Source organism: Streptomyces sp. NBC_00885, from assembly GCF_045207475.1.
GTDB lineage: Bacteria > Actinomycetota > Actinomycetes > Streptomycetales > Streptomycetaceae > Streptomyces.
Map to the genome: position 1 here is coordinate 4272455 of NZ_CP108796.1, position 24727 is coordinate 4297181.

Annotated in this window: 20 protein-coding genes and 1 riboswitch; of the genes, 10 read left to right on the top strand and 10 right to left on the bottom strand. The window is 68.7% G+C overall.

All coding sequences use genetic code 11. The annotated features are described in order from the left end of the window. Positions 1-49: 49 nt before the first annotated feature. From OHA61_RS19355 to OHA61_RS19365, 3 genes are all read left to right on the top strand, one after another. A complete protein-coding gene (locus tag OHA61_RS19355) occupies positions 50-367 on the top strand; it encodes a cupin domain-containing protein (RefSeq protein WP_406304070.1) in 318 nt (105 codons plus the stop codon). A gap of 127 nt (positions 368-494) precedes the next feature. Further along, the gene (locus tag OHA61_RS19360) at positions 495-707 is read left to right on the top strand and encodes a DUF5326 family protein (RefSeq protein ID WP_389368826.1); all 213 of its coding nucleotides are present in this window, start codon (positions 495-497) and stop codon (positions 705-707) included. A 354-nt stretch (positions 708-1061) separates the two neighbouring features. Next, complete coding sequence (locus OHA61_RS19365) at positions 1062-1496, top strand: SsgA family sporulation/cell division regulator (protein WP_406304071.1); 435 nt, start codon at positions 1062-1064, stop codon at positions 1494-1496. A gap of 31 nt (positions 1497-1527) precedes the next feature. On the opposite strand, the gene OHA61_RS19370 is transcribed toward OHA61_RS19365, so the two are convergent. Further along, entirely contained in the window at positions 1528-2856 is a 1329-nt protein-coding gene (locus OHA61_RS19370) for a YibE/F family protein (RefSeq protein ID WP_406304072.1), read from the bottom strand. A 70-nt stretch (positions 2857-2926) separates the two neighbouring features. After that, a riboswitch (TPP riboswitch) is annotated at positions 2927-3061 on the top strand. On the opposite strand from OHA61_RS19370, the gene thiC reads away from it, so the two are divergent. Then, positions 3055-4827 (top strand): phosphomethylpyrimidine synthase ThiC, encoded by a 1773-nt coding sequence (thiC, locus tag OHA61_RS19375; protein WP_406304073.1) that lies wholly within the window; start codon positions 3055-3057, stop codon positions 4825-4827. It overlaps the preceding riboswitch by 7 nt. Positions 4828-4884: 57 nt before the next feature. Here the strand turns inward: thiC and OHA61_RS19380 are convergent, their stop codons facing one another. The 3 genes from OHA61_RS19380 to OHA61_RS19390 form a co-directional block, all read right to left on the bottom strand. Continuing rightward, on the bottom strand, positions 4885-5712 hold the full coding sequence (locus tag OHA61_RS19380; RefSeq protein ID WP_406304074.1) for a hypothetical protein: 828 nt from the start codon (positions 5710-5712) through the stop codon (positions 4885-4887). Positions 5713-5858: 146 nt separating this feature from the next. After that, positions 5859-6935 (bottom strand): metallophosphoesterase, encoded by a 1077-nt coding sequence (locus OHA61_RS19385; RefSeq protein ID WP_389368699.1) that lies wholly within the window; start codon positions 6933-6935, stop codon positions 5859-5861. 174 nt (positions 6936-7109) lie between these two features. Further along, the gene (locus OHA61_RS19390; RefSeq protein WP_266480684.1) at positions 7110-8222 is read right to left on the bottom strand and encodes a LacI family DNA-binding transcriptional regulator; all 1113 of its coding nucleotides are present in this window, start codon (positions 8220-8222) and stop codon (positions 7110-7112) included. 370 nt (positions 8223-8592) lie between these two features. On the opposite strand from OHA61_RS19390, the gene hisC reads away from it, so the two are divergent. From hisC to OHA61_RS19415, 5 genes are all read left to right on the top strand, one after another. Continuing rightward, positions 8593-9672, top strand: a complete 1080-nt coding sequence (gene hisC, locus OHA61_RS19395; protein WP_324984922.1) for a histidinol-phosphate transaminase — start codon at positions 8593-8595, stop codon at positions 9670-9672. Positions 9673-10044: 372 nt separating this feature from the next. Further along, on the top strand, positions 10045-11553 hold the full coding sequence (locus OHA61_RS19400) for a cytochrome ubiquinol oxidase subunit I (protein WP_406304075.1): 1509 nt from the start codon (positions 10045-10047) through the stop codon (positions 11551-11553). A 22-nt stretch (positions 11554-11575) separates the two neighbouring features. Then, positions 11576-12577: a cytochrome d ubiquinol oxidase subunit II gene (cydB, locus tag OHA61_RS19405; RefSeq protein WP_406304076.1), complete on the top strand. Its 1002-nt coding sequence runs from the start codon at positions 11576-11578 to the stop codon at positions 12575-12577. A gap of 15 nt (positions 12578-12592) precedes the next feature. Continuing rightward, positions 12593-16174 carry a thiol reductant ABC exporter subunit CydD gene (cydD, locus tag OHA61_RS19410; RefSeq protein WP_406304077.1) on the top strand — a complete coding sequence of 1194 codons (3582 nt, stop codon included), beginning with the start codon at positions 12593-12595 and terminating at the stop codon, positions 16172-16174. A 79-nt stretch (positions 16175-16253) separates the two neighbouring features. Then, on the top strand, positions 16254-17297 hold the full coding sequence (locus OHA61_RS19415; protein WP_406304078.1) for a M23 family metallopeptidase: 1044 nt from the start codon (positions 16254-16256) through the stop codon (positions 17295-17297). On the opposite strand, the gene OHA61_RS19420 is transcribed toward OHA61_RS19415, so the two are convergent. Next, on the bottom strand, positions 17294-18190 hold the full coding sequence (locus OHA61_RS19420; RefSeq protein WP_406304079.1) for a Cof-type HAD-IIB family hydrolase: 897 nt from the start codon (positions 18188-18190) through the stop codon (positions 17294-17296). The genes OHA61_RS19415 and OHA61_RS19420 overlap by 4 nt on opposite strands. A 93-nt stretch (positions 18191-18283) precedes the next feature. On the opposite strand from OHA61_RS19420, the gene OHA61_RS19425 reads away from it, so the two are divergent. Further along, complete coding sequence (locus OHA61_RS19425; protein ID WP_406304080.1) at positions 18284-19183, top strand: LLM class flavin-dependent oxidoreductase; 900 nt, start codon at positions 18284-18286, stop codon at positions 19181-19183. 36 nt (positions 19184-19219) lie between these two features. Here OHA61_RS19425 and OHA61_RS19430 read toward each other — a convergent pair whose 3' ends face one another. From OHA61_RS19430 to OHA61_RS19450, 5 genes are all read right to left on the bottom strand, one after another. Further along, positions 19220-19804: an RNA 2'-phosphotransferase gene (locus tag OHA61_RS19430; RefSeq protein ID WP_324984897.1), complete on the bottom strand. Its 585-nt coding sequence runs from the start codon at positions 19802-19804 to the stop codon at positions 19220-19222. Positions 19805-19929: 125 nt separating this feature from the next. Further along, positions 19930-20883 (bottom strand): MerR family transcriptional regulator, encoded by a 954-nt coding sequence (locus OHA61_RS19435; protein WP_406304081.1) that lies wholly within the window; start codon positions 20881-20883, stop codon positions 19930-19932. 92 nt (positions 20884-20975) lie between these two features. Beyond that, positions 20976-21893, bottom strand: coding sequence for a metal-dependent hydrolase (locus OHA61_RS19440; protein WP_406304082.1), 918 nt, complete (start codon positions 21891-21893; stop codon positions 20976-20978). Then, positions 21890-23659, bottom strand: coding sequence for an SDR family oxidoreductase (locus tag OHA61_RS19445; protein WP_406307398.1), 1770 nt, complete (start codon positions 23657-23659; stop codon positions 21890-21892). The genes OHA61_RS19440 and OHA61_RS19445 overlap by 4 nt, the downstream gene beginning before the upstream one ends. A gap of 14 nt (positions 23660-23673) precedes the next feature. Then, complete coding sequence (locus OHA61_RS19450; protein ID WP_406304083.1) at positions 23674-24516, bottom strand: M24 family metallopeptidase; 843 nt, start codon at positions 24514-24516, stop codon at positions 23674-23676. Between the last annotated feature and the right edge of the window lie 211 nt (positions 24517-24727).

Sequence of the window (24727 nt, forward strand, 5' to 3'; positions counted from 1 at the left end):
GTCTGATCGTGGCAGACGTGATCGGACCTAGGGCAGGGGCGGACGGACCATGAAGGCATTCCGACTGGATGAGCTGGAGGCGGAGCGCGCCGCCAACGACGGCGCATATCTCCAGTTTCTGCGCGAGCGGAACATGTCGGTCGGGCTGTACGCGCTGGATGCCGGTGATCTCGACCCCCAGCTGCCCCACCGTCAGGATGAGGTCTACTTCGTCGTCAGCGGCCGCGCCTCCATCACGGTAGGGATGGAGACGACCCAGGTCGGACGGGGCAGTGTGGTCTATGTCCCCGCCGGAGTGGACCACAAGTTCCACCACATCACCGAGGATCTGCGGGTCATGGTGGTCTTTTCTCCCCCTGAGAGCTGACCGGAACCCTGCCCTCTCCCTAGGGGTTCACTCAGGGGAGATCAAGGGCTCGCGGGCCCCCGGACGTCACCCCTCGCGCATAGCATCGAAGCCAGGAACCCAGAGAAACGAGGTAGGGACGATGGCTGTGCGGGAGATATTCGCGGGGATGCCGTGGTGGGTGAAGTGGGTCGCGGTGCCCGTCATCGCCCTCGTGCTGTTCGGCGGCCTGATTGCCAGCGTGATCGGCTTTGTGATCGGCCTGCTCTTCAAGGTCCTGCTGTTCGTCGCACTTGTCGGCGGACTCGTCTTTGTCGTCCGGAAGTTCATGTCGTCCTCCAGCTCGCGGAGCGACTGGTAGTGACCAAGAGGACATATTCGGACGGGTGTTAGCCCGGCCGGCAGGACACCCCGAGCGGCGGGCGCTGCGGCATCCGCAGGCTGCGGGCTCCCATCGGGACGGAGCCCCCGCGAGACAGCTCGTACGTGAGGCGGGCTCTCCGCTTCCCGTCGTCGCCGTCGCCGACACCCCTTGTACCCCTGCAGTCGACGAGTGGGTCGTTCTCAGCCCCTGGCGTCTCTATCAGTATCTGAAAACTCACTCCTTGTGATCTTCGAGCGCGTACTGGACGATTGCGTCAAGAGGGCCATGGGGATCTTTCCTGGCCTTTTTGCCGAGCTTTCCGTTCACTGCTTCATCCACTGCGGGGTACAGATGCGCGAGTCGGTCCAGGCCGAGGTCCTCATGAGTTTCCTTGTCTCCGAGGAGCTCTCCTTCCGGATCCCGGTGGAGATCCGGTACGAGACGAAGGATCCGTTCGCCGTGCGGATGACCTTCCACCTGCCCGGAGATGCGCCTGTGACCTGGACTTTCGGTCGGGAGTTGCTGGTGGACGGCATCAACGGCCCGAGCGGGGACGGCGATGTCCACATCGCGCCGACGCGTCCGGGGAAGCCGGCCGATGTGGCCATCCGGCTCCAGGTCGGCTGCGACCGGGCGCTGTTCCGCGTGAGTGCGGCGCCGCTCGTGGCCTTCCTCGACCGCACGGACAAGCTGGTGCCGCTGGGGCAGGAGCGTACGGTCGTCGACTTCGAGTGCAATCTCGACGAAGCCCTCGGGCGCATCCTCGCCGAGGAGAACGCGGGCTGAGCAGCGCCGCGGCACCTACGGCTTGGGCCCGCTACCTCTTACGGCGGCGGCCACTGCCGCCACGCATCGCGGCCCGGCCTGTCGCCGGGAGCGGACCAGGCCGGTCGGCGGAGACCACCAGCGCCGCCAGCGCGGTGGTCACAGGCACCGAGGCGACCAGGCCGATCGAACCGATGAGGGTCCGTACGATCTCCTCCGCCACCAGCTCGCTGCTGGCCACCGTCCCCACACTGCTCTGGGCGATCGAGAAGAGCAGCAGCAGCGGCAACGCGGCGCCCGCGTAAGCCAGTACGAGCGTGTTGACGACGGACGCGATGTGGTCCCGGCCGATGCGGATACCGGCCCGGTAGAGCGCCCGCCGGCCCATGTCCGGGTCCGCCTGATGCAGTTCCCACACCGCCGAGGTCTGGGTCACCGTCACATCGTCGAGCACACCGAGCGAGCCGATGATGACGCTCGCAAGCAGCAGACCGCTCAAGTCGATGTTCGGAAACAGGCCGTGGATAAGGCCGGTGCTGTCGTCTGTGTTGCCGCTCAGACTCGCCCAGCCGATGAACAGCGAGCCCAGCAGCCCGATCACCAGCAGCGAGATCAGGGTGCCGATCACCGCGACCGAGGTGCGCGCGCTCAGCCCGTGGCACAGATAGAGCGCGATCAGCATGATCGCGCTCGCGCCGACCACCGCGACGATCAGCGGATTGGAGCCCTGCAGGATCGCGGGCAGGATGAACAGGGTCAGTACGGCGAAGGAAGCAGCGAGCGCGATCAGCGCCATCACACCGCGCATCCGCCCCACCAGCACCACCGCAAGCGCGAAGATTCCGGCCAGCACTGCCAACGGGAACTCCCGGTCCACGTCGGTCACGGAGTACTGAAGATCACGGGGCGCGTCGGGGGCGTACGCCACCACCACACCCTGGCCCTCGCTCAACTGGCGGGTCGCATCCGGCTGGACGATCTCGACGAAGGTGCGGCCCTTGTCCTTGCCGGTGGTGACCTTGACCGTCGCCTTCTTGCACGTGCCCTGCTGGGCATTGACCGCCTCGCGTCCCTCCGGTGTGGAGGTGTCGCCGGTCGGCGGGACCTGCGCGGCGTTCACGTCCTTGCAGTCGACCTTCTCGACCCGAACCACCTTGCCCTGCTCGGTCTGCCGGTCGAAGCCGACACCGGTGCGCTCATGGCCGGGAGCGCCGCCCGGCCAGAGCACGACGAGGCCCACGACGACGGCCGCGGCGAAAGGAATCAGCACCGCGGCGATGACCTTGCGGAGGTGCTGCGAGACGGGTGCGGCGGGCCCATGGCTGTGCGAGTGGCCATGGGGCTCGGGCGTCTGCGGCGGGGGTGTCGGCGATGAGGTCACCGACCGATCATCGCAAGAACGACGGGGCCCACTGTTCAGCACGCCAGAAATGACGCTAGCGTGGTGGCACCTTTGCACACGCGGGAGCTCGGAGCACCGGGCTGAGAGGGCGCTGAAATCCGTACGAACCGTACGGAAGCGGCTGCGCCGACCGCCGAACCTGTTACCGGGTAATGCCGGCGTAGGGAGTAGGTCACGATGACCGTTCAGGATGCACGCACGCCTGCCTCGAATCAGCCCGAGGCCGGGAAGTCCATCGGCTGGCACAAGGGATACGTCGAGGGCTCGCGTCCCGACCTCCGGGTGCCGGTCCGCCAGGTGCACCTCACCAACGGCAAGGACGTGACGCTGTACGACACGTCCGGCCCGTACACCGATCCGAACGTCGAGACCGACGTGCGCCGCGGGCTTGCGCCGCTGCGGGAGAACTGGATCATCGGCCGTGGCGACACCGAGGAGTACGCGGGCCGCCCGGTCCGCCCGGAGGACGACGGGATCAAGCACACCTCGCCGAGGGGCGGTCTGCGCAACCTCGACGCGGTCTTCCCCGGCCGCCCGCGCCAGCCCCGGCGGGGACGCGACGGGCAGGCGGTGACGCAGCTCGCGTACGCCCGCCGTGGCGAGATTACGCCGGAGATGGAGTACGTCGCGATCCGCGAGAACGTCTCCCCCGAGGTCGTACGCGAGGAGATCGCCGCAGGTCGCGCGGTCCTTCCCGCCAACGTCAACCACCCGGAGATCGAGCCGATGATCATCGGCAAGCGGTTCCTGGTGAAGGTCAACGCCAACATCGGCAACTCCGCGGTCACTTCCTCCATCGAGGAGGAGGTCGAGAAGATGACCTGGGCGACGCGCTGGGGCGCGGACACGGTCATGGACCTCTCCACCGGCCGCAACATCCACACCACCCGTGAGTGGGTGCTGCGCAATTCTCCCGTCCCGATCGGTACCGTGCCGCTCTACCAGGCGCTCGAGAAGGTCGACGGCAGGGCCGAGGAACTGACCTGGGAGATCTACAAGGACACGGTCATCGAGCAGGCCGAGCAGGGCGTCGACTACATGACGGTCCACGCGGGTGTGCGGCTGCCGTACGTCCCGCTGACCGCCAACCGCAAGACCGGCATCGTCTCGCGCGGCGGCTCGATCATGGCGGCGTGGTGTCTCGCGCACCACAAGGAGTCGTTCCTGTACGAGAACTTCGAGGAGCTCTGCGAGATCCTCGCCGCGTACGACGTGACGTACTCCCTCGGCGACGGTCTGCGGCCCGGCTCGATTGCGGACGCCAACGACGAGGCGCAGTTCGCTGAGTTGCGCACGCTCGGGGAACTCAACTCGATCGCGAAGCGTTTCAACGTGCAGACGATGATCGAAGGACCCGGTCACGTCCCGATGCACAAGATCAAGGAGAACATCGACCTCCAGCAGGAGATCTGCGAGGAGGCCCCCTTCTATACGCTCGGCCCGCTCACCACGGACGTGGCCCCGGCGTATGACCACATCACCTCCGGCATCGGGGCGGCGATGATCGCCTGGTGGGGCACGGCGATGCTCTGCTACGTCACGCCCAAGGAGCACCTGGGCCTGCCCAACCGTGACGACGTCAAGACGGGCGTCATCACCTACAAGATCGCTGCCCACGCGGCCGACCTCGCCAAGGGGCACCCGGGCGCCCAGGAGTGGGACGACGCGCTGTCCGACGCCCGGTTCGAGTTCCGGTGGGAGGACCAGTTCAATCTGGCCCTCGACCCGGACACGGCACGGGAGTTCCACGACGAGACGCTCCCGGCCGAGCCGGCGAAGACCGCGCACTTCTGCTCCATGTGCGGCCCGAAGTTCTGCAGCATGAAGATCTCGCAGGACATCCGGCGCCGGCACGGCGGCTCGAAGCAGGAGATCGAGGAGGGTATGGCGGAGAAGTCGAAGGAGTTCGCCGCCGCGGGCAATCGCGTGTATCTGCCGATCGCGGAGTGATACCCCGCCGCTGGGTCGTGCGCCGCTGGGGCGTGTCCCCCCGGCACCGGCCGGGGATCACTCCGGCTGGTGCTCGGGGCCGCCGAAGTCCGGGCTTGTGAAGTCCGGGCTGGTGAAGGTGGGGCGCTGGCCCGACGTCGAGCCCTCGCTCGGGCTGGAGTAGTCCGGGCCGCTGTAGCCGACCTTCGGGATACGGCTCACATGGCGCGGCGGGGCCGCGGAGGTCGGGTCGGCGCTGGGGTCGGCGAGTGCTGCTGCCAGGAAGGGCAGGAGACCGCGCTCCAGCAGGGCGTGGCGCCAGGCCTCTTTGGCCCGGGACACTTCGTCGGGCAGTTCGCCCGTCGACTCCTCGGCCGGGAGTTGGGTCGCGCCATTGCGCAGCGCGGTCAGCAGCAGTCCTATCGCGGCGACCAGAATGGCGGCCGCCGTGAGGGCCGCGAAGAACCAGCCCGCCGCGACCAGGGTCGCCGCGAAGGACGGCGTGGGGCTGAGCATTTTCAGGATGTAGCCGACGAGCAGGAAGATCAGTGCGGCTGTCCCCGCGAGCACCGGGGCCAGTACGGCTATGACGGCGGCGAACCCGGCGCCGTTCTGGGACTCCCCGTCCTCGGCGGATGCCGGCACGGAGATCCGCGTGGAAGCGGCGGACGCGGGGGAACGCGCCTCCTCGCGGATCTTTGTGTAGTGCTCGTACTCGGCAGCGGCGGCGGTGGTTATCAGTGCCGTCGCGTTCAGGGCCATCGTGCGCAGCTGTTCGGCGTTCAGGCGCTGCCCCACGGCAGCGAGGTCCGGACGGTCATGGGCGTTGCGCAGCGCGTCGTCGAGGATGCGCTCGTACTCGGCGCGGTCCTCGGTCAGCAGGTGCGGAGCGCTGTTCATGTGCATCCCCCGATGCTCCGTAGGGCCGGGTTGCCCGCATCGATCGGGCGGTTGGGCAGAAACGGAGGAGAGCCTGCTACGGATAAGCCGATGGTAGAGCGGTTACGGCACGGGGTGACAGGGGCTTTCCGTAAATCGCCGCCGGGCTCTGCTCAATTGGACAGCGGAAGTTGGACGACAAGCAGCTTTCCGGCCATGGTCACGCCGCCGTCCATGGCGATCGCGAGCCCGTCCGCGTACACATGCGGGCCTTCGACAACCGGACGTGCTCCGTCCTCGCCGTCCTCGGTGCCCACCTCGCCGAGCAGATACGGAATGGGGCTGTGGCCGTGCACGACGCGGTTGCCGCCGTAGGCCGAGAGCAGTTCGCGTACGGCCTGCGGTCCCGCGTCGTCACGGAAGGCGAACCGCTTGGTGAATTTGCGGAACAGGTCCCAGCACTCGTCGGCGTCATTGCGGGTGAGGATCGCGTGCACCGTGTCGTTGACGTCTTCGATGCTGGAGCCGTACTCCAGATACGCGGTGGTGTCGGAGTGCATCAGCAGATGCTCGTCCTCCTCGATCACCGCGTCGAGCCGCGCCATCCACTGCAGATGGACGTCCTGGAGCCGGTCCATGTCGGACTTCTGGCCGCCGTTGAGCAGCCAGGCGGCCTGGAAGGTGGCGGTGCCGGCGCCGGAGTTGACCGGGGTGTCGCCGAATCTCTTGGCGCCGAGGAGCAGCAGCTCGTGATTGCCCATCAGGGCCTTGCAGTAGCCGCCGGCGGCCGCGGCCTCGGCGGAGAGCCGCATGACGAGGTCGATGACGCCGATCCCGTCGGGACCGCGGTCGGTGAAGTCGCCGAGGAACCAGAGGCGGGCATGGCCGGCCGCCCATTGGCCTTCGGCGTCGATGAGGCCCTGTTCGGTGAGGGCGGCGACGAGTTCGTCGAGATAGCCGTGGACATCGCCGACGACATAGAGCGGGCCGAGACCTTCGGGCGCGGGCGCCTCGTCGGGCGCGACCTGCACCTGGACGGTGTCGCCGGGTCCGCCGGCGCTGATCACCGGGAGGTCGCGCGCGGTGGGGGTGTAGCCGTCCGGGGTTTCGCCCTCGGGGACCGCGTTGCCGGGATGGCTCGACTGCGGTGACTGTTGTGACTGCACGGGCACCTGCGCATAGGGCGGCACGCGGAAATCGCGCAATGTCGCCGTCCGCACCACGGGTCCTTGACCGGCCCCCTGAGTCATCGACCCCTCCACCACCGTCGCGCCGCCGTTCACCTCTCGGCCCAGCCTGGTCGGGGTGGTCCGCGGTGTCGTGCGCCCATCATAGGAATGAGCTCCGCGCTGTGTGACGCACCAGGGGTGGTGAATCCATCAGCACCCCTGGTGCGCCGGTTGTTTCATCCCGATTTATCAGGTCTAGTCCGGTGAAGGCGATCGCGGGGCGCTCACGGTCGTTCGCGGAGGGCGGCGCTGCGAGGACGTCCGCACGATCAGTTCGGTGGGTATCACCTGTTCAACCGGCCGGTCTTCGTTGATGCCCTCGATGGCGTCGATGAGGAGCTGGACGACCGCTGTGCCGATCCTGCGCGGTTTGAGCGAGAGCGTGGTGATGGGCGGTTCGGTGGTGGCGTACACGGTCGATTCGCTGCAGCAGACGAGCAGCAGATCCTCGGGCACGCGCAGGCCGTACCGCCGGGCGGCGGCCAGCAGATCGGTGCCGTTGGGGTCGAAGAGCCCGTAGACCGCGTCAGGTCTGTCCGGGCGGGCGAGCAGCCGGTCGGCGGCGACTGCGCCGGCGCACGGGTCGTGGGCGGGGTAGGACTCGTAGACCGGATCCTGGCCCACGCGCTCGCACCAGTTCAGATAGGCGGTGGTGGACAGGCGGGTGTAGGTGTCGGTGGTGGTGCCGGTGAGCAGGCCGATCCGGCGGGCGCCCGCGTCGGCGAGATGGTCGAGCAGATCGAGTACGGCGGCTTCGTGGTCGTTGTCGACCCAGGCGGTGACGGGAAGGGTTCCGGCCGGCCGGCCGTCGGAGACGACGGGAAGGCCCTGGCGGACGAGTTCGGTGACGACCGGATCATGGTCTGAGGGGTCGATGACGACGGTGCCGTCGAGGGCGACGTTCGACCAGACGTCGTGGCGTGAGGTCGCGGGCAGGATGACAAGGGCGTAGCCGCGGGCGAGCGCGGCCGAGGTTGCGGCTCTCGCCATTTCGGCGAAGTACGCGAATTCGGTGAAGGTGAAAGGTTCATCCCCGTACGTCGTCACCGTCAGGCCGATCAGGCCTGATTTTCCGGTACGGAGGGTTCGGGCCGCTGCGGAAGGGCGGTAGCCCAGCCGGTCGGCGACTTCGCGGACATGTTGGCGGGTGGCGTCCGGGAGCCGGCCCTTGCCGTTGAGCGCGTCTGAGACAGTCGTGATCGAGACACCGGCTGCGGCGGCCACGTCTCGGATGCCCGCCCGACTCTGCCGGCTGCTCCGGCGGGATGTCTCCGTCCGGCTCACCTGGTGCTTCCCTGCTGCTGTCATGGCGAGCCGATAGTAGGGCTCGCATGGGCGGTTGAGCCGGTCGCATATGCACTCATTGACAGGCACGATTTTGCATGATCATCCACCCCCAACTGCCTTGGAAGTCAAGGGAGTTGGGGGTTGTGTCCAGGGCGTCTCGGGTACCGGGCCGCGCAGGCCTGTCGAATGGTCGATGTTTCGAAGAGGTCTCAACTCACCACTACGGGTGATGCGCGCCACGGAGTGAGCTACCGGCGCGCGCCGCGAAGGTGCGCGCTCCCCCTTTCCCGGCCACGGCCATTCGCAGTGGCCGGGAATCCTCATAAGGTGAGCAGTATTCGAACCTGCCCAAGGTGCGAGAAGCTACGAGAAGGCACGAGGAGGACCTGCGGTGAGCGAGACGAGCCCCAAGCTGCGCGCTGAGCTGGACGGCATCCCCACCTACAAGCCGGGCAAGCCCGCGGCTGCCGGCGGCCCGGTCGCGTACAAGCTGTCGTCCAACGAGAACCCTTATCCGCCGCTGCCGGGTGTGATCGAGAGCGCGATCGCTGCGGCGCACGGTTTCAACCGCTACCCGGACATGGCCTGCACCGGCCTGATGAACGAGCTGGCGGACCGCTTCGCCGTGCCGGTGACGCATCTGGCCACCGGCACCGGCTCGGTCGGCGTCGCGCAGTCCTTGCTCCAGTCCACCTCGGGCCCCGGGGACGAGGTCATCTATGCCTGGCGGTCCTTCGAGGCGTACCCGATCATCACCCAGATCAGCGGAGCGAAGTCGGTGCAGGTGCCGCTGACCGCCGGTGACGTGCACGATCTGGACGCGATGGCCGATGCGATCACCGACAGGACCCGGCTGATCTTCGTCTGCAATCCCAACAACCCGACCGGCACGGTGGTGCGCAGGGCCGAGCTGGAACGGTTCCTCGACCGGGTGCCGTCCGACGTCCTGGTAGTACTGGACGAGGCGTACCGCGAGTTCATCCGCGATGCCGAGGTCCCGGACGGCATCGAGATCTACCGCGACCGCCCCAATGTGGCGGTGCTGCGCACCTTCTCCAAGGCGTACGGCTTGGCGGGACTGCGGGTCGGCTTCGCGATCGCCCATGAGCCGGTGGCCGCGGCGCTGCGCAAGACCGCGGTGCCCTTCGGTGTCTCGCAGCTCGCGCAGGACGCGGCGGTCGCCTCGCTGCGCGCCGAGGACGAACTGCTCGGCCGGGTCGGCTCGCTGGTCTGCGAGCGCGCGCGGGTCTACGACGGTCTGGTCCAGCAGGGCTGGACGGTGCCGGAGACCCAGGCGAACTTCGTCTGGCTGCGGCTCGGCGAGCGCACGCTCGACTTCGCGGCGGCGTGCGAGAAGGCCGGTGTCGTGGTCCGGCCCTTCGCGGGTGAGGGCGTGCGGGTCACGATCGGGGAGACCGAGGCCAACGACCTCTTCCTGCACACGACCGAGGCGTTCCGCAAGGAGCTCTAGGGAGACACCGTCGGTCCTGTCCGGCCGGACAGGACCGACGTGCCCGGCTCGACCAAATAGACCTCGTCGCCGCAGGTCAGGGCGGTGGATGCAAGTGGCAGAGCCCCTGCGAGCGCCTTGCTCGTGGGGGTTTCGTCGAGGGTTGCGGTCAGGGTGCTCGGCGGGCCGAGAGATACGCATCCGCATGCGTCGCATTCAACAAGATGTTGAAGTTTCGGGGTCAGGTACCCCCGCCCGGCCGAATGGATTTCGTATGAGTCATAATTGCTTGTGAATGTGAACGCGTTCACAAGCTCGTCCTGATCGTCCCGAGATCGGTGGGATTGGAGGGGCAAGCTGCCGATCACTACGGCGATGTAAGGAGAAGACGACGTGGACCTGGCTCTGGCGCCCGAGACTCTGGCGCGATGGCAGTTCGGCATCACCACCGTCTACCACTTCCTCTTCGTTCCTCTGACGATCTCGCTTGCCGCGCTCACCGCCGGCCTGGAGACGGCATGGGTGCGGACGCAGAACGAGAAGTACCTCAAGGCCACAAAGTTCTGGGGCAAGCTCTTCCTGATCAACATCGCCATGGGGGTCGTCACCGGCATCGTCCAGGAGTTCCAGTTCGGCATGAACTGGTCCGACTACTCGCGCTTCGTCGGTGACATCTTCGGCGCCCCGCTCGCCTTCGAGGCGCTGATCGCGTTCTTCTTCGAGTCCACCTTCATCGGACTGTGGATCTTCGGCTGGGACAAGCTGCCGAAGAAGATCCATCTGGCCTGCATCTGGATGGTGTCGATCGGCACCATCCTCTCCGCGTACTTCATCCTGGCCGCCAACTCCTGGATGCAGCACCCTGTCGGCTACCGCATCAACAAGGAGCGCGGGCGGGCCGAACTCACCGACTTCTGGCACGTACTCACCCAGAACACCGCGCTCACCCAGTTCTTCCACACCATCTCGGCGGCCTTCCTCGTCGGTGGCGCGTTCATGGTCGGCATCGCCGCCTTCCATCTGGCGCGCAAGAAGCACATCCCCGTGATGCGGAGTTCTCTGCGGCTCGGGCTGGTCACCATCGTCGTCGCCGGACTGCTCACCGCTGTCAGCGGCGATTTGCTCGGCAAGGTGATGTTCAAGCAGCAGCCGATGAAGATGGCCGCAGCCGAGGCACTGTGGGACGGCGAGGCGCCCGCGCCCTTCTCGGTCTTCGCCTACGGCGACGTCGAAAAGGGCCACAACAAGGTCGCCATAGAGATCCCGGGCCTGCTGTCCTTCCTGGCCAACGACGACTTCACCTCGTTCGTCCCCGGCATCAACGACGTCAACAAGTCCGAGCAGGAGAAGTTCGGGCCCGGTGACTACCGGCCCAATATTCCCGTCGCCTACTGGGGCTTCCGCTGGATGATCGGCTTCGGCATGGCGTCCCTCACCATCGGCCTGATCGGACTCTGGCTCACCCGCAAAAAGTTCATGCTGCCGGCGAGCCTGCGGACGGGCGAGGACGAAGTGCCCCATCTGGTCCTCTTCAAGAGCAAGGCACTGAACCCCCGGCTCACCAAGTGGTACTGGATCATCGCCCTGTGGACGATGGCCTTCCCCCTGATCGCCAACTCCTGGGGCTGGATCTTCACCGAGATGGGGCGGCAGCCCTGGGTCGTGTACGGCGTACTGCGCACCCGTGACGCGGTCTCCCCCGGTGTCTCGCAGGGCGAGGTGCTCACCTCGATGCTCGTCTTCACCCTGCTCTACGCGGTGCTCGCCGTCATCGAGGTCAAGCTGCTCGTCAAGTACGTCAAGGCCGGACCGCCCGAGCTCACCGAGGCCGACCTCAACCCGCCCACCAAGATCGGCGGCGACGACCGTGACGCCGACCGGCCGATGGCCTTCTCGTACTGAGGCCCTGAGGAGCTGCTGAGGCATGGAACTTCACGACGTCTGGTTCGTACTCATCGCCGTCCTGTGGATCGGCTACTTCTTCCTGGAGGGCTTCGACTTCGGGGTCGGCGTCCTCACCAAGCTGCTCGCGAGGAACCGGACCGAGCGGCGGGTCCTGATCAACACCATCGGGCCCGTCTGGGACGGCAACGAGGTGTGGCTGCTGACCGCCGGCGGTGCGACCTTCGCCGCCTTCCCCGACTGGTACGCCACCCTCTTCTCCGGCTTCTATCTGCCGCTGCTGCTCATCCTGGTCTGCCTGATCGTGCGCGGAGTCGCCTTCGAGTACCGGCACAAGCGGGACGAGGAGCGCTGGCAGACCAACTGGGAGCATGCGATCTTCTGGACCTCGCTGCTCCCCGCTCTGCTGTGGGGCGTCGCCTTCGGCAACATCGTGCGCGGCGTGAAGATCGACGGACAGAAGGAGTACGTCGGCACCTTCTTCGATCTGCTCAACCCGTACGCGATCCTGGGCGGGCTCGTCACGCTGACCCTGTTCACCTTCCACGGCGCTGTGTTCGCCGCGCTGAAGACGGTGGGCGACATCCGGGTACGGGCGCGTGCCCTGGCCCTGAAGCTGGGGCTGCTCACCGCCGTCCTGGCGCTCGGCTTCCTGATCTGGACCCAGGCCTCGCACGGCGACGGCAAGAGTCTGGTCGCGATGCTCGTCGCAGTGGTGGCGCTCGTCGGCGCGATTGTGGCCATCAAGGCGGGGCGCGAAGGCTGGTCGTTCGCGCTCTCCGGTGTCACGATCACCGCCGCCGTCGCGATGCTGTTCCTCACGCTCTTTCCGAACGTCATGCCGTCCACGCTCAATGAGCAGTGGAGCCTGACGGTCACCAACGCCTCGTCGAGTCCGTACACCTTGAAGATCATGACCTGGTGCGCAGGCATCGCCACTCCGCTGGTGCTGCTCTACCAGGGCTGGACGTACTGGGTCTTCCGCAAGCGGATCGGTACGCAGCACATCGTCGATGCCCATTAGTGGGGGATGTTTCACGTGAAACCGATCGACCCGCGTCTGCTCCGGTACGCCCGGGCCACCCGCCGATTCCTGATCGCGGTGGTACTCCTCGGACTTGTCGGGGCGGCGCTGGTCGTCGCCCAGGCGATGCTGATCGCCGAGGTGGTGGTGGGAGCCTTCCAGAAGGGGCTCTCCACCGCCGGTCTCGCGACACCGCTGATCCTTCTCGCCGCGGTCGCCATCGGCAGGGCGGTCGTCTCCTGGCTGACCGAACTGGCCGCGCACCGGGCGAGCGCGGCGGTCAAGTCGGAGCTACGGGGGGGGCTGCTGGAGCGGGCCGCTGAGCTGGGACCGGGCTGGCTGAGCGGGCAGCGCACCGGGTCGCTGGTCGCGCTCGCCACGCGTGGCGTCGACGCACTCGATGACTACTTCTCGCGCTATCTCCCGCAGTTGGGGCTCGCGGTTGTGGTGCCGGTGGCGGTCCTGGCGCGGATTGTGACCGAGGACTGGGTCTCCGCGGCGGTCATCGTGGTGACGCTGCCGTTGATCCCGGTGTTCATGGTCCTCATCGGCTGGGCCACCCAGGCCCGGATGGACCGCCAGTGGCGGCTGCTGTCCCGGCTGTCGGGGCACTTTCTCGATGTGGTCGCCGGTCTGCCCACCCTGAAGGTCTTCGGACGGGCGAAGGCGCAGGCCGAGTCGATCCGTTCCATCACCGCGGAGTACCGCCGGGCCACGCTGCGGACGCTGCGGATCGCGTTCCTCTCGTCCTTCGCGCTGGAGCTGCTGTCGACTCTTTCGGTGGCGCTGGTCGCCGTGGGTATCGGAATGCGGCTCGTGCATGGGGAGCTGGATCTGTACACGGGTCTGGTGATCCTCATCCTCGCGCCCGAGGCGTATCTGCCCATCCGGCAGGTCGGGGCGCAGTACCACGCGGCGGCGGAGGGGCTTTCGGCCGCGGAGGAGATCTTCCAGGTTCTGGAAAGGGAGCCGCGGGCAAGCGGTACGAGGGAGACTCCGGGCACCCTGCGGCTGGAGCTGGACGGGGTGACCGTCCGCCATGCGGGGCGCAGTGAGGCGTCGTTGGACCGGGCGTCACTGGTGGTCGAGCCAGGGGAGACGGTCGCGCTGGTCGGGCCGAGCGGCGTAGGGAAGTCGACGCTGCTGAATGTGCTGCTCGGGTTCGTGGAGCCCTCGGCGGGGCGCGTGCGGGTCGGGGGCGTGGACCTTTCCACCCTGGACATGGAGCGGTGGCGGGAGCGGATCGCGTGGGTGCCGCAGCGGCCGTATCTCTTCGCGGGAACGGTCGCGGAGAACGTGCGGCTGGCGCGGCCGGACGCCGATGACGCGGCGGTGCAGGAAGCGCTGCGGCAGGCGGGGGCACACGACTTTGTGGCGGAACTCCCCCAGGGCGTGGACACGCCGCTCGGCGAGGACGGAGCCGGTCTCTCGGCCGGTCAGCGGCAACGGCTCGCGCTGGCCAGGGCGTTCCTCGCGGACCGGCCGCTGCTGCTGCTCGACGAGCCGACGGCGGCGCTGGACGGCGAGACCGAGGCGGGCATCGTCGACGCGGTACGGCGGCTGGCCTCCGGTCGGACGGTGCTTCTGGTCGTCCACCGGCCGGCGCTCCTCGCGGTGGCCGACCGGGTGGTGGAGGTGGGGGGTTCGCAGGGCTCCTTTGCAGTGCCGGGCCCGTCGGCTTCGCCGGAAGATGCCATTGACAGCACGGTCCGTCCCTCCGGGCCGGGTCCCTCGGCGGCTTCGCCGGACGGTCCCGGACAGCTCTCTGGGCGGGGCCCTGCCGGGAGCGGCACGCCCGGCTTCGCGCCGTCCGGGACCGGCGGGCTCGCGCGGGTGCGGGGGATGGCCGGTGAGCTGCGGGGGCGGTTCGGGCTCGCCTTGCTTCTGGGGAGCCTCGCGCTGGGATCCGCCGTAGGGCTCATGGCCGTCTCAGGGTGGCTGATCTCGCGGGCTTCGGAGCAGCCACCGGTCCTCTATCTGATGGTGGCTGTGACGGCGACGCGAGCCTTCGGTATCGGGCGGGCCGTCTTCCGCTACGCCGAGCGCCTCGTCTCACACGACGCCGTGCTGCGGATGCTTGCCGAGCTGAGGGTCACCGTCTACCGCAGGCTGGAACGCATCGCGCCGGCCGGCCTGCGGCAGACGCGGCGCGGGGATCTGCTGTCCCGGCTCGTCGCCGATGTGGACGCGCTGCAGGACTACTGGCTGCGCTGGCTCCTGCCCGCGGGCGTGGCCGTCGTCGTGGGTGCGGGATCGGTCGGATTCACCGCATGGCTGCTGCCCGAGGCCGGGGCCGTGCTTGCCGTCGGACTGCTCGTCGCGGGTGTTGCCGTACCGCTGATCAGCGGGACCTTCGCCCGGCGGGCCGAGCGGCAACTCGCCCCCGCACGCGGGTCATTGGCCACCCAGGTCGTTGATCTTCTCGGCGGGACCGCCGAGTTGACGGTGGCCGGAGCCCTGAAGGGACGGATCGAGCGGACGAGGGCGGCCGACAGGCGGCTGACGCGGATCGCCTCGCGCGGCGCCGCGGCCACCGCGCTCGGTGGCGGGCTCTCCGCCCTGGCCTGCGGGTTGACCGTCGTGTGCGCCGCCTTCGCCGGCGTGCAGGCGGTGCGGGACGGGCGGCTCGACGGGGTGTCCCTGGCCGTCGTGGTGCTCACTCCCCTCGCCGCCTTCGAGGCCGTCACCTCGCTGCCGCTGGCCGTCCAGTACCGGCAGCGGGTCAAGCGCAGTGCCGAGCGCGTCCACGAAGTCCTGGACGCGCCTCTTCCCGTACACGAGCCGGAGCACAGTGCCATGCCGCCCGCGACGGCGTTCCCGCTCGAAGTGCGGGGACTGAGGGCCCGGTACGCCGGGCAGCAGCGGGACGCGCTCGACGGCTTCGATCTCACCCTGACCGCGGGCAGGCGCATCGCCGTGGTCGGCACATCGGGATCGGGCAAGACCACCCTCGCGCAGGTGCTGCTGCGCTTCCTGGATGCCAGGGAGGGGACGTACACGCTCGGCGGTGTGGAGGCGGCCGCGCTCGACGGGGACGCGGTCCGGCGGTTCGTCGGACTGTGCGCGCAGGACGCCCACCTCTTCGACAGCTCCGTACGGGAGAACCTGAGGCTTGCGCGGACACAGGCGACGGAGGACGAACTCCGGCAGGCGCTGGACAGAGCCCGGCTGCTGGAGTGGGTCGACGCGCTCCCCGACGGTCTTGACACCCTCGTCGGCGAGCACGGCGCGCAGCTCTCCGGCGGCCAGCGGCAGCGGCTGGCCCTGGCGCGTGCGCTCCTGGCCGACTTCCCGGTGCTCGTGCTCGACGAGCCTGCCGAGCATCTCGACCTGGCCACGGCGGACGCGCTGACGGCGGATCTGCTGACGGCGACCGAGGGCCGCACGACGCTGCTGATCACGCACCGGCTGCAGGGTCTCGACGCCGTGGACGAGATCGTCGTCCTGGAGGCGGGACGTATCGTGCAGCGCGGCTCGTACGCGGAACTCGCCGCGGCCGATGGCCCCCTGCGCGGGATGCTGGAGCGAGAACGGGCCGCCGACCTGCTCTCCGCCCGGATCGGCGAGGCCGCGCACCCGGCTTTCTTCACGAAATAGGACTAATTGCTGGGCCGGTCGGGTGTACGACACCTCACGGGTCCCGGGAATCGTCCCGGCTCCGGGTGACGATCCGGGAATGTGCCTGAGACACCGCGACCGGCTGCTGCTCGTCCCGGTGCTGCTGTGCGCGCTCATCGCTACAGCTGTGGCCCCGGCCACGGCGTCCGACGGGCCGAGCGCCAGCGCCGAGGTGGCGCGGCTGTACGAGGACGCTGCCAAAGCCACCGCGACGTACGAACAGGGCAGGCGTGCGGCCGACGTACAACTCGCCGCCGCCGGCCTGCTGCAGGAGCGCCTGAACCGGCAGCGGACCGAATTCGCCGCGATCCACGACGCGGTGGGCGGCGTGGCCCGCGCCCAGTACCGCACCGGCGGCCCGCTCGCGCTCACCGCCGGGATGCTGCTCGCCAAGAACCCCGATGAGCTGATGCGCGGACAGCGGCTGGCATGGCAGGCGGAGAGGGCCGTGAACCAGCTGATCGGCCGGGCCCGGGCGGCCGAGCGGCGGCTGTCCGTCGCCGAGGCGCGGGCCAGGTCCGCCTGGCGCGAACTGGACGCACGCAAGGAGAAGCTCGCCGCGATCAAGCAGGGCATCGAGACAAAGCTGGAGGCCGCGCAGTGGACGCTCCAGGCGGAGGCGGACGAAAGCGTCGCGGCGGGAAAGTGCGCGGGTGCTGTAGATCTCAAGGAGACCGGGGGCGTGCCGCCGCCGGGCGCCGAGTGGGTGACGCCGGTGGAGCACTACGAGCTGTCGGCCGGGTTCGACAGTGCCGGTGAGCACTGGGCACACCGGCACACCGGACAGGATTTTGCGGTGGGGATCGGGACCCCGGTGCGCTCGGTCGGGGCGGGGCGCGTGCTCTCGGTGTCCTGCGGCGGCGCCTTCGGGATCCAGATCGTGGTGCAGCACCCGGGCGGCTACTACACGCAGTACGCGCATCTGGCGGCGGTCACCGTCGATCAGGGCGAGCAGGTGCGGACCGGGCAGTGGATCGCGCAGACGGGCACGACGGGGAATTCGACGGGGCCGCACCTGCATTTCGAGGTGCGGCTCACGCCGTATCTGGGGTCCGGTGTGGATCCGTTGGTCTGGCTGCGCGAGCACGGGGTCCCGGTCTAGCGGCTGTCGTTGCCCTCGTTGCCCTCGCTGTGCTTGTCGTGCTCCACGCGGCGGGCGAGTATCTCCTCGATGACGACCGCGACGCCGTCCTCGTTGTTGGCGACGGTCCGCCCGGACGCCGCGGCTATCACGTCCGGATGAGCGTTGCCCATCGCGTACGAGGTTCCCGCCCAGGTCAGCATCTCCACGTCGTTGGGCATGTCACCGAAGGCGACGACCTCGTCGGCGGAGATCCCGCGCTCGGCGCAGCACAGCGCCAGCGTGCTGGCCTTGCTCACACCCAGTCCGCTGATCTCCAGCAGTGCGGTCTGGCTGGAGCGGGTGAAGGACGCGAGCTCGCCGGCTGCCGTACGGGCCAGGGCGAGGAAGCCGTCGGGCGTCAGCTCGGGGTGATGGGCGAGCAGCTTGATCACTGGGGCTGCGGAGCCGGGCCCCTCCTCGCGGAGCAGCTTCTCGGCGACCGCGACGGTGGCGCCCGGGTCGACGTGGAACGGCGGATAGTCCGGCTCGTAGTGGATGCCGGTGGTCGTCTCGACCGCGAATGACGTCCCGGGGGCGGCATCGCGCAGCGTGCGTACGACATCGAGGGCCGTATCCCGCTCCAGGGGGCGGACCTCGATCACCTTCCCGCCGGCGTGCAGATCCACGACGGCGGCGCCGTTCGCGCAGATCGCCAGACCGTGGCGGTGGACGTGGTCGCTGACGACGTCCATCCAGCGGGCCGGGCGGCCGGTGACGAAGAAGACCTCTATCCCGGCCTCCTCGGCGGCGGCGAGTGCGGCGATGGTGCGGTCCGAGACGGACTTGTCGTCACGCAGCAGAGTGCCGTCGAGATCGGTGGCGATCAGCCGGGGAGCAGCGGGCAGGGCGCGGGGAGCGGTAGCTGAGGTCACAGATCCATTCTCCCGTACGCCGGCGCACGGGTGTGCGGGCGGGCGCACATGTGAGTGGGCACGGACCACTTCTGGGCCACGTAACCTCGAAGCATGCGTTTGAGTACCGTGATCCTTCCTGTCCGTCCCTGGCACCACGGTGGCCGCGATGAGTGGACCCGAGCCGAGCAGCTCGGTTTCCACACCGCGTACACCTATGACCACCTTTCGTGGCGTACCTTCCGCGACGGCCCCTGGTACGGCGCGGTCCCGACGCTGACCGCGGCGGCCGCCGCCACCGAGCGGCTGCGACTGGGCACCCTGGTCACCTCGCCGAACTTCCGGCATCCAGTCACCCTCGCCAAGGAGCTGATCTCGCTCGACGACATCTCCGGCGGCCGGATCACGCTCGGCATCGGCGCGGGGGGCACGGGCTTCGACGCGACGGTGCTGGGCCAGGAGGCCTGGACGCCTCGCGAACGGGCCGACCGCTTCGGTGAGTTCGTTCCCCTCCTCGACCGGCTGCTGACCGAGGACTCCGTGACGGACGAGGGGACCTTCTACTCGGCGGTGGAGGCCCGCAACATCCCCGGGTGTGTACAGCGGCCGCGGCTGCCCTTCGCGGTCGCCGCCACCGGGCCGCGCGGGCTGAGGCTCGCGGCGAAGCACGGGCAGGCATGGGTGACCACGGGTGACCCGAGGCTGTTCGAGACGGGCACGCGCGAGCAGTCCGTCGAGGCGATCCGCGGGCAGGTCGAGAAGCTCGGCAAGGCGTGCGCGGACATCGGGCGGGACGTGGCCGAGCTGGACAAGATCCTGCTCACCGGCTTCACACCGGAACCGGGCAGGTTGCTGGAGTCCCTCGACGCCTTTGTGGACTTCGCGGGCAAGCACTTCGAGCTCGGCTTCACGGAGATCGTGATCCACGCACCGATCCCGGACTCGGACTTCGCCGCCGACCAGGAGGTCTTCGAGCAGATCGCGACCGAGGGCCTCGCCCAGCTGCGCCGCTGAGCGCCCCGTCTCCCCGCCCCCGCTTCCCCGTCCGTCCTACGCGCCGGGGAAGCGCAGAAACTCCGGCGGTACGGCGTCGGCCAGCCAGACGCCGTTGGCGCTGACACGGAAGAGGTGGCCCGCCCGGTGCATCGCTCCGGCGTCCACAGACAGGACGACGGGACGGCCGCGGCGGGCGCCCACGCGGGTCGCGGTCTCGCGGTCGGGCGAGAGATGGACGTGGTGGCGCTTCATGGGGCGCAGGCCTTCGGCGCGGATCGCGTCCAGGCTGCGGGCGACGGTGCCGTGGTAGAGATACGCGGGCGGCTCGGCCGTGGGGAGGTCCAGGTCAACCTCGACGGTGTGGCCCTGGTTGGCGCGGATGCGCGTGCCGTCGATCGTGAAGCGCTTCTTGTCGTTGACGGCGACGACGTGATCGAGCTCGGCGCGGGTGAACCGGAAGCCGTGCGCCGCCGCGGCGCGCATCAGCTCCTCGACCGCCACCCAGCCGTTCTCGTCGAGGGTGATGCCGATGCGTTCCGGCTGGTGCCGCAAATGCTTCGAGAGGTACTTCGACACCTTGACGGTGCGTCGTTCGTCGGTCGCGCCGGTCGTGTCCGACTCGTCGGGTCTTTCGTTCATCCCGTCAGCGTGCCTCGCGTCGCGTCGCGGTGCCACTGAAAAAAATCGCTCTACAGGTTTGATCCACAGCCAACTGTAGTTATCCACAAGGGAATTGACACTTCTGTGGACAACGACGCCCTGTTTCAAGCCTTTTGGTCAAATTGCTTGGAATTATCGGCTTTTGATGCAAGAGCGTCCAATGTCCGGGCCTGCACCTCCCGTTCGGTCGCCGCCGCGATGAACGCCGCCGCGTGCTCCTGCCCAACCAGGCTGTGCACCGCCCGCATTGTCTCCGGCGGCAGGGCCACCGAACGCCGCTCACTGTCGGTGGGCGGTGGCCCCTCCGCACCCAGATGGTGCTGAAGATGGCGGGTGGCGAACGTCCGCATGGCCCGGGCCAGTTCGGCGTCCACCGTCTGCTGCGCGAGCGGCCGCAGCCGCCGCACCATCGACGCCGCTTGGGCCGCATCGGTCTCTGTAGGCGGACGATGGCCCAGATAACGCGCGAAGACATGCTCGGTGGTGAACTCCAGGAAACGGGAGGCGATGTGCTCGACCTGTCCGCGAAGTTCCCGCAGATGACCGGAGATCGCGGACAGCGGTACGCCCGCCGCATGCAACTCCGCTGCCACCGCCAGCTCTTGAGGGCTGGGTACGAGGAATTCGTCGTCCCGTCCCGGTATCCGCTCCAGCACTCCGAGCTCGACCGCTTCCGCCACGGCCTCCTCGTCCGGCTTCCCGCCGAATTTCTCGTCCAGCTCGGTACGGGTGATCCTGGCCGCCTCCTCGTCGGTCCACGGACCCTGCACCTCCGCGACCAGACCCAGTACCCCTCCCAGCCCCCGCCCGGCGTCCCAGGCCTCGAGCAGTTCCTTGATCGAAGCCAGGGTGTAGCCGCGGTCGAGCAGGTCGGCGATCTGCCGCAGCCGGGCGAGGTGCGAGGAGCCGTACACATTGGCCCGGCCGCGGCGCTCCGGCTTCGGCAGCAGTCCGCGGTCCTGGTAGGCGCGGATCGTGCGGACGGTGGCGCCGCTGTGGTGCGCCAGATCCTCGATCCGGTACTGGGTCACTGGCTGGGCCAATGGCTGCTCGGACAAGCCCGCCCCCTTGAGGACAGATCGAAACGACAGATCGGATGACAGGTCGAGGAGAGCCGACGAGCGGCTGAAGAGCGGCCGCAGAGCGCCGTCTATGACATGGCGGCCCGCCCCACCGCCCCCGCCGCGGCGCGGGCCGCGGGCGAGGTCGCGAGATATTCGACGGCCTTGCGCAGCGAGCCCTCCTGCGAGGGATGGTACGACCGCCGGAAGTAACGGGGTATGGCCGCGCCCAACTCCCGCCAGGTGGGCAGCAGCCCCTTGGCCACCGCGCGGTTGTGCTCGCGCAGGGAGTAGCGCAGCCGCCCGGCGAGCTGGGGATCGTTGCGGATCAGATAGGCCGTGCCCCAAGCCCAGAGCCAGAGCAGCATGGGCGCGGTGATCACCATGCCCTCGATACGGCGGGCATAGCGCGGCAGCCCCTCGCCCCCGCAGTGCTGGTACATGTCGAAGGCGACGGCCCGGTGCTCGACCTCCTCCGCGCCGTGCCAGCGCAGCAGATCCAGCATGATCGTGTCGGCGTCCGCCCGGTCCAGGCCCTCGGCGTGCAGCACCCAGTCGCCGAGGACCGCCGTGAACTGCTCGATCGCGGCGATGATCGCCAGCCGGAAGCGCAGCCATTCCTGGGTCGGTATCGGCGCCCCGAACGGCGGCTTCTCGCCGAGGAGTTTCTCGAAGAGGAAGTCGACGTGCTTGGTGAAACCCTCGGTGTCGAGCCGCTGGGCGGCGAGGTGGTCCAGTACATACGCGTGCTGGACGCTGTGCGTGGCCTCCTGGCCCATGAAGCCCTTGACGTCCTTCCTCAGCACCGGATCCCGTACCAGTGGCAGGGCCTCCTTGAAGACCTTGACGAACCACCGCTCCCCGGCCGGCAGCAGCAGATGCAGCACATTGATGACGTGCGTGGCCGTGGGCTCGTCCGGTATCCAGTGCAGCGGGGTCTCGTCCCAGTCGAAGGAGACCCGGCGCGGCTTGATGGGGTAGTGACCGACGTGCTCCTCGGCGCTCATAGCGGCGGCTCCAATCGGGCGATCGCCCGCAGTGTCCTGGGCGTGAAGCGGGACATGTAGTGGGCACCTCGTGCCTCGGGCGTCACCGGCACCACCGCCTGGTTCTTCACGACGGCCCGCAAGATCGCGTCGGCGACCTTCTCCGGCGGGTAGTTGCGCAGGCCGTACAGCCGGGCGGACTTCTTCTGGCGGCGCTTCTCCTCGGCCTCGTCGACCCCTGCGAAGCGCGCCGTGGACGTGATGTTGGTGTTGACGATGCCCGGGCAGATCGCCGAGACCCCGATCCCCTCTCCTGCCAGCTCGGCCCGCAGGCACTCGCTGAGCATCAGCACCGCCGCCTTGGACGTGCTGTAGGCGGGCAGCGCCTTCGAGGGCAGATAGGCCGCGGCCGAGGCGGTGTTGACGATGTGGCCGCCCTGTCCGCGTTCGGCCATCTGCCTGCCGAAGAGCCGGCAGCCGTGGATGACACCCCACAGATTGACGTCGAGGACCTTCTTCCAGTCCTTAGGACTGGTCTGGAGGAACGAGCCGGAAAGGCCTATCCCGGCGTTGTTGACCAGGACGTCCACCACGCCGTACTCGCCGGCGACCTTCTCGGCCAGCTTCTCCATCGCCTGCTCGTCGCTCACGTCGACCGTCTCGCCCCAGGCCTCGGGTGCGCCGATCAGCCGTGACATCTCCGCGGTCCTGGCCGCCCCCTCCGCGTCCCGGTCCACGGCGACGATCCGCGCCCCTGCCTCGGCAAAGGCGAAGGCCGTGGTCCGCCCGATGCCGCTGGCAGCGCCCGTCACCAGGACAAGCTGGCCACCGAACCGCTCGGCATACGGTCCACGGGCCACGCTCTCCCGCCCTGCCACCCCGGCCGCGCTGTCCTCGTTGGCGGTGACGAACTCGCTGATCCAGGCCGACAGCCGGTCCGGCCGGCTGCGCGGCGCCCAGTGCTTGGCCGGCAGCGAGCGGCGCCTCAACTGAGGTGCCCACTCGCCGAGTTCGTCGTAGAGCCGCTCGGACAGGAATATGTCGCCGGTCGGCGTGATCAGCTGGACGGGCGCATGCGCGTACGCGTCGGTGCGCGGGCGGCGCAGCCTGGCGCGGACGTTGTCACGGTAGAGCCAGGCGCCGTGTGCCGCGTCCTGCGGCAGCGAGGGGGTGGGGTAGTCGGCCGACGGCACCTTCTCCAGCCGCTGGAGGATCTTCGGCCACTGCTTGCCGAGAGGCCCGCGCCAGGCGAGCTCCGGAAGCACGGGCGTATGCAGCATGTACACGTACCAGGACTTGGCGCCCTGGCCGAGCAACTGGCCGACCCTGCGGGGTGTCGGCCGGCTCATCCGCTTCTTGATCCAGTGCCCGAAGTGGTCGAGCGAGGGACCGGACATCGAGGTGAAGGAGGCGATGCGGCCCTCGGTGCGCTTGACCGTCACGAACTCCCACGACTGCACCGAACCCCAGTCGTGGCCCACCAGGTGCACCGGCTTGTCCGGGCTCACCGCGTCCGCGACCGCCAGAAAGTCGTCCGTCAGCTTCTCCAGTGTGAAGCCGCCCCGCAGCGGAACCGGCGCGGTCGAGCGGCCGTGCCCCCGGACGTCGTACAGCACCACATGGAAGCGGTCCGCCAGCCGCCGCGCGACCGCCGACCAGACCTCCTTGCTGTCCGGATAGCCGTGCACGAGCAGCACGGTCGGCTGCGTCGCATCGCCCAGCTCGGCGACACACAGCTCGATCCCGCCCGTACGGACCCAGCGCTCCCGCGCACCTTCGAGACCCATGCCGGCTCCCTCGCTCACGAGTCCTCCGCCCAGCGCCGCACATGCGGCAGATCATCGTCCAGCCAGAACGCGCTCTGTTCGGGGTCCTTGGAGTCGGTGACCACCAGGATCTCCTCGAACTTCGCGCCCGTACCCCTGAATCCGAGGTGCGGCTCGACCGCCCACAGCCCCGGCCGGGGCGGATGGTCGGAGAATCTGTACGGGCTCCACAGCGGCGACCAGCCGTCCCGGTGACCGTGCAGGGCGTCGCTCGCCAGTCCCTTCAGCGACTGGGTGCCGAAGCCGAAGAGCCTCGGCGACCAGCGTCGCTCCTTTACCCGGTCGATCCGGTGGGCGATGACGCCGAAGGGATAGGCACGGTGGCGGTTGGCATAGCCCTGCCGGACCATGAGCCGGTCCACGTCCTCGTAGATCTCGCGCATCGAGCGCCGCTCCCGCACCTCGCGCAGGATCAGCTCGCGGTGGGCCTGAAGGTCGGCCAGCAGCTTGTTGTGCAGAGGGCTCGGACCGAGGCAGCCCGAATAGCCGATGTCCGCGGTGAAGCCCTTGTAGACGGGGGCCATGTCGAGGATGAAGGGCATGCCCGCCTCGAGGACGCGGTTGGTCGGGAAGAACTGCAGCGGTATGCGGAAGTTGACGAAGGCCGTGCGGTCCCCGAACCAGGCGAAGGGGAGGTGGAACCAGTCGCGCACACCCCGCTCCCGCAGCCACTCGCGCTGCATCCGCGCCGCCCCGCGCTCCGTCACGCCGGGCTTGAGCTGGGCCGCCACCGCCTCCGCGCATTCGTACGCGAGACGCTGCACCTCCCTGAACCCCCGCAGTTCCGCGGTCAGTTCGCTTGCCACTGCAGAGGTCATGCCACCTGCCCTCCCCATGCGATCCCCGCCTCGTAACTTGCCACTGATGAATGTGACAATGCCCGGCGGCTGCGTCAAGGCCCGTGCGCCGACCTGTGGACAACCTGGAAGCCAAAGAGTCACGGAGTTGTCCACATCGAGGAGCGGGGAGCCCCGCACTCAGGTAGCAGCCCCCTACGGGTCCGTACCTCTGGAGTCGGACACGGATCCA

Coding starts and splice junctions, on each gene's coding strand:
- OHA61_RS19385 (WP_389368699.1), bottom strand. CDS start 6,935: ATGACTCAGGGGGCCGGTCAAGGACCCGTGGTGCGGACGGCGACATTG.
- cydB (WP_406304076.1), top strand. CDS start 11,576: ATGGAACTTCACGACGTCTGGTTCGTACTCATCGCCGTCCTGTGGATC.
- thiC (WP_406304073.1), top strand. CDS start 3,055: ATGACCGTTCAGGATGCACGCACGCCTGCCTCGAATCAGCCCGAGGCC.
- OHA61_RS19390 (WP_266480684.1), bottom strand. CDS start 8,222: ATGACAGCAGCAGGGAAGCACCAGGTGAGCCGGACGGAGACATCCCGC.
- OHA61_RS19450 (WP_406304083.1), bottom strand. CDS start 24,516: ATGACCTCTGCAGTGGCAAGCGAACTGACCGCGGAACTGCGGGGGTTC.
- OHA61_RS19415 (WP_406304078.1), top strand. CDS start 16,254: ATGTGCCTGAGACACCGCGACCGGCTGCTGCTCGTCCCGGTGCTGCTG.
- OHA61_RS19365 (WP_406304071.1), top strand. CDS start 1,062: ATGCGCGAGTCGGTCCAGGCCGAGGTCCTCATGAGTTTCCTTGTCTCC.
- OHA61_RS19425 (WP_406304080.1), top strand. CDS start 18,284: ATGCGTTTGAGTACCGTGATCCTTCCTGTCCGTCCCTGGCACCACGGT.
- OHA61_RS19440 (WP_406304082.1), bottom strand. CDS start 21,893: ATGAGCGCCGAGGAGCACGTCGGTCACTACCCCATCAAGCCGCGCCGG.
- OHA61_RS19430 (WP_324984897.1), bottom strand. CDS start 19,804: ATGAACGAAAGACCCGACGAGTCGGACACGACCGGCGCGACCGACGAA.
- OHA61_RS19380 (WP_406304074.1), bottom strand. CDS start 5,712: ATGCACATGAACAGCGCTCCGCACCTGCTGACCGAGGACCGCGCCGAG.
- OHA61_RS19355 (WP_406304070.1), top strand. CDS start 50: ATGAAGGCATTCCGACTGGATGAGCTGGAGGCGGAGCGCGCCGCCAAC.
- OHA61_RS19445 (WP_406307398.1), bottom strand. CDS start 23,659: ATGGGTCTCGAAGGTGCGCGGGAGCGCTGGGTCCGTACGGGCGGGATC.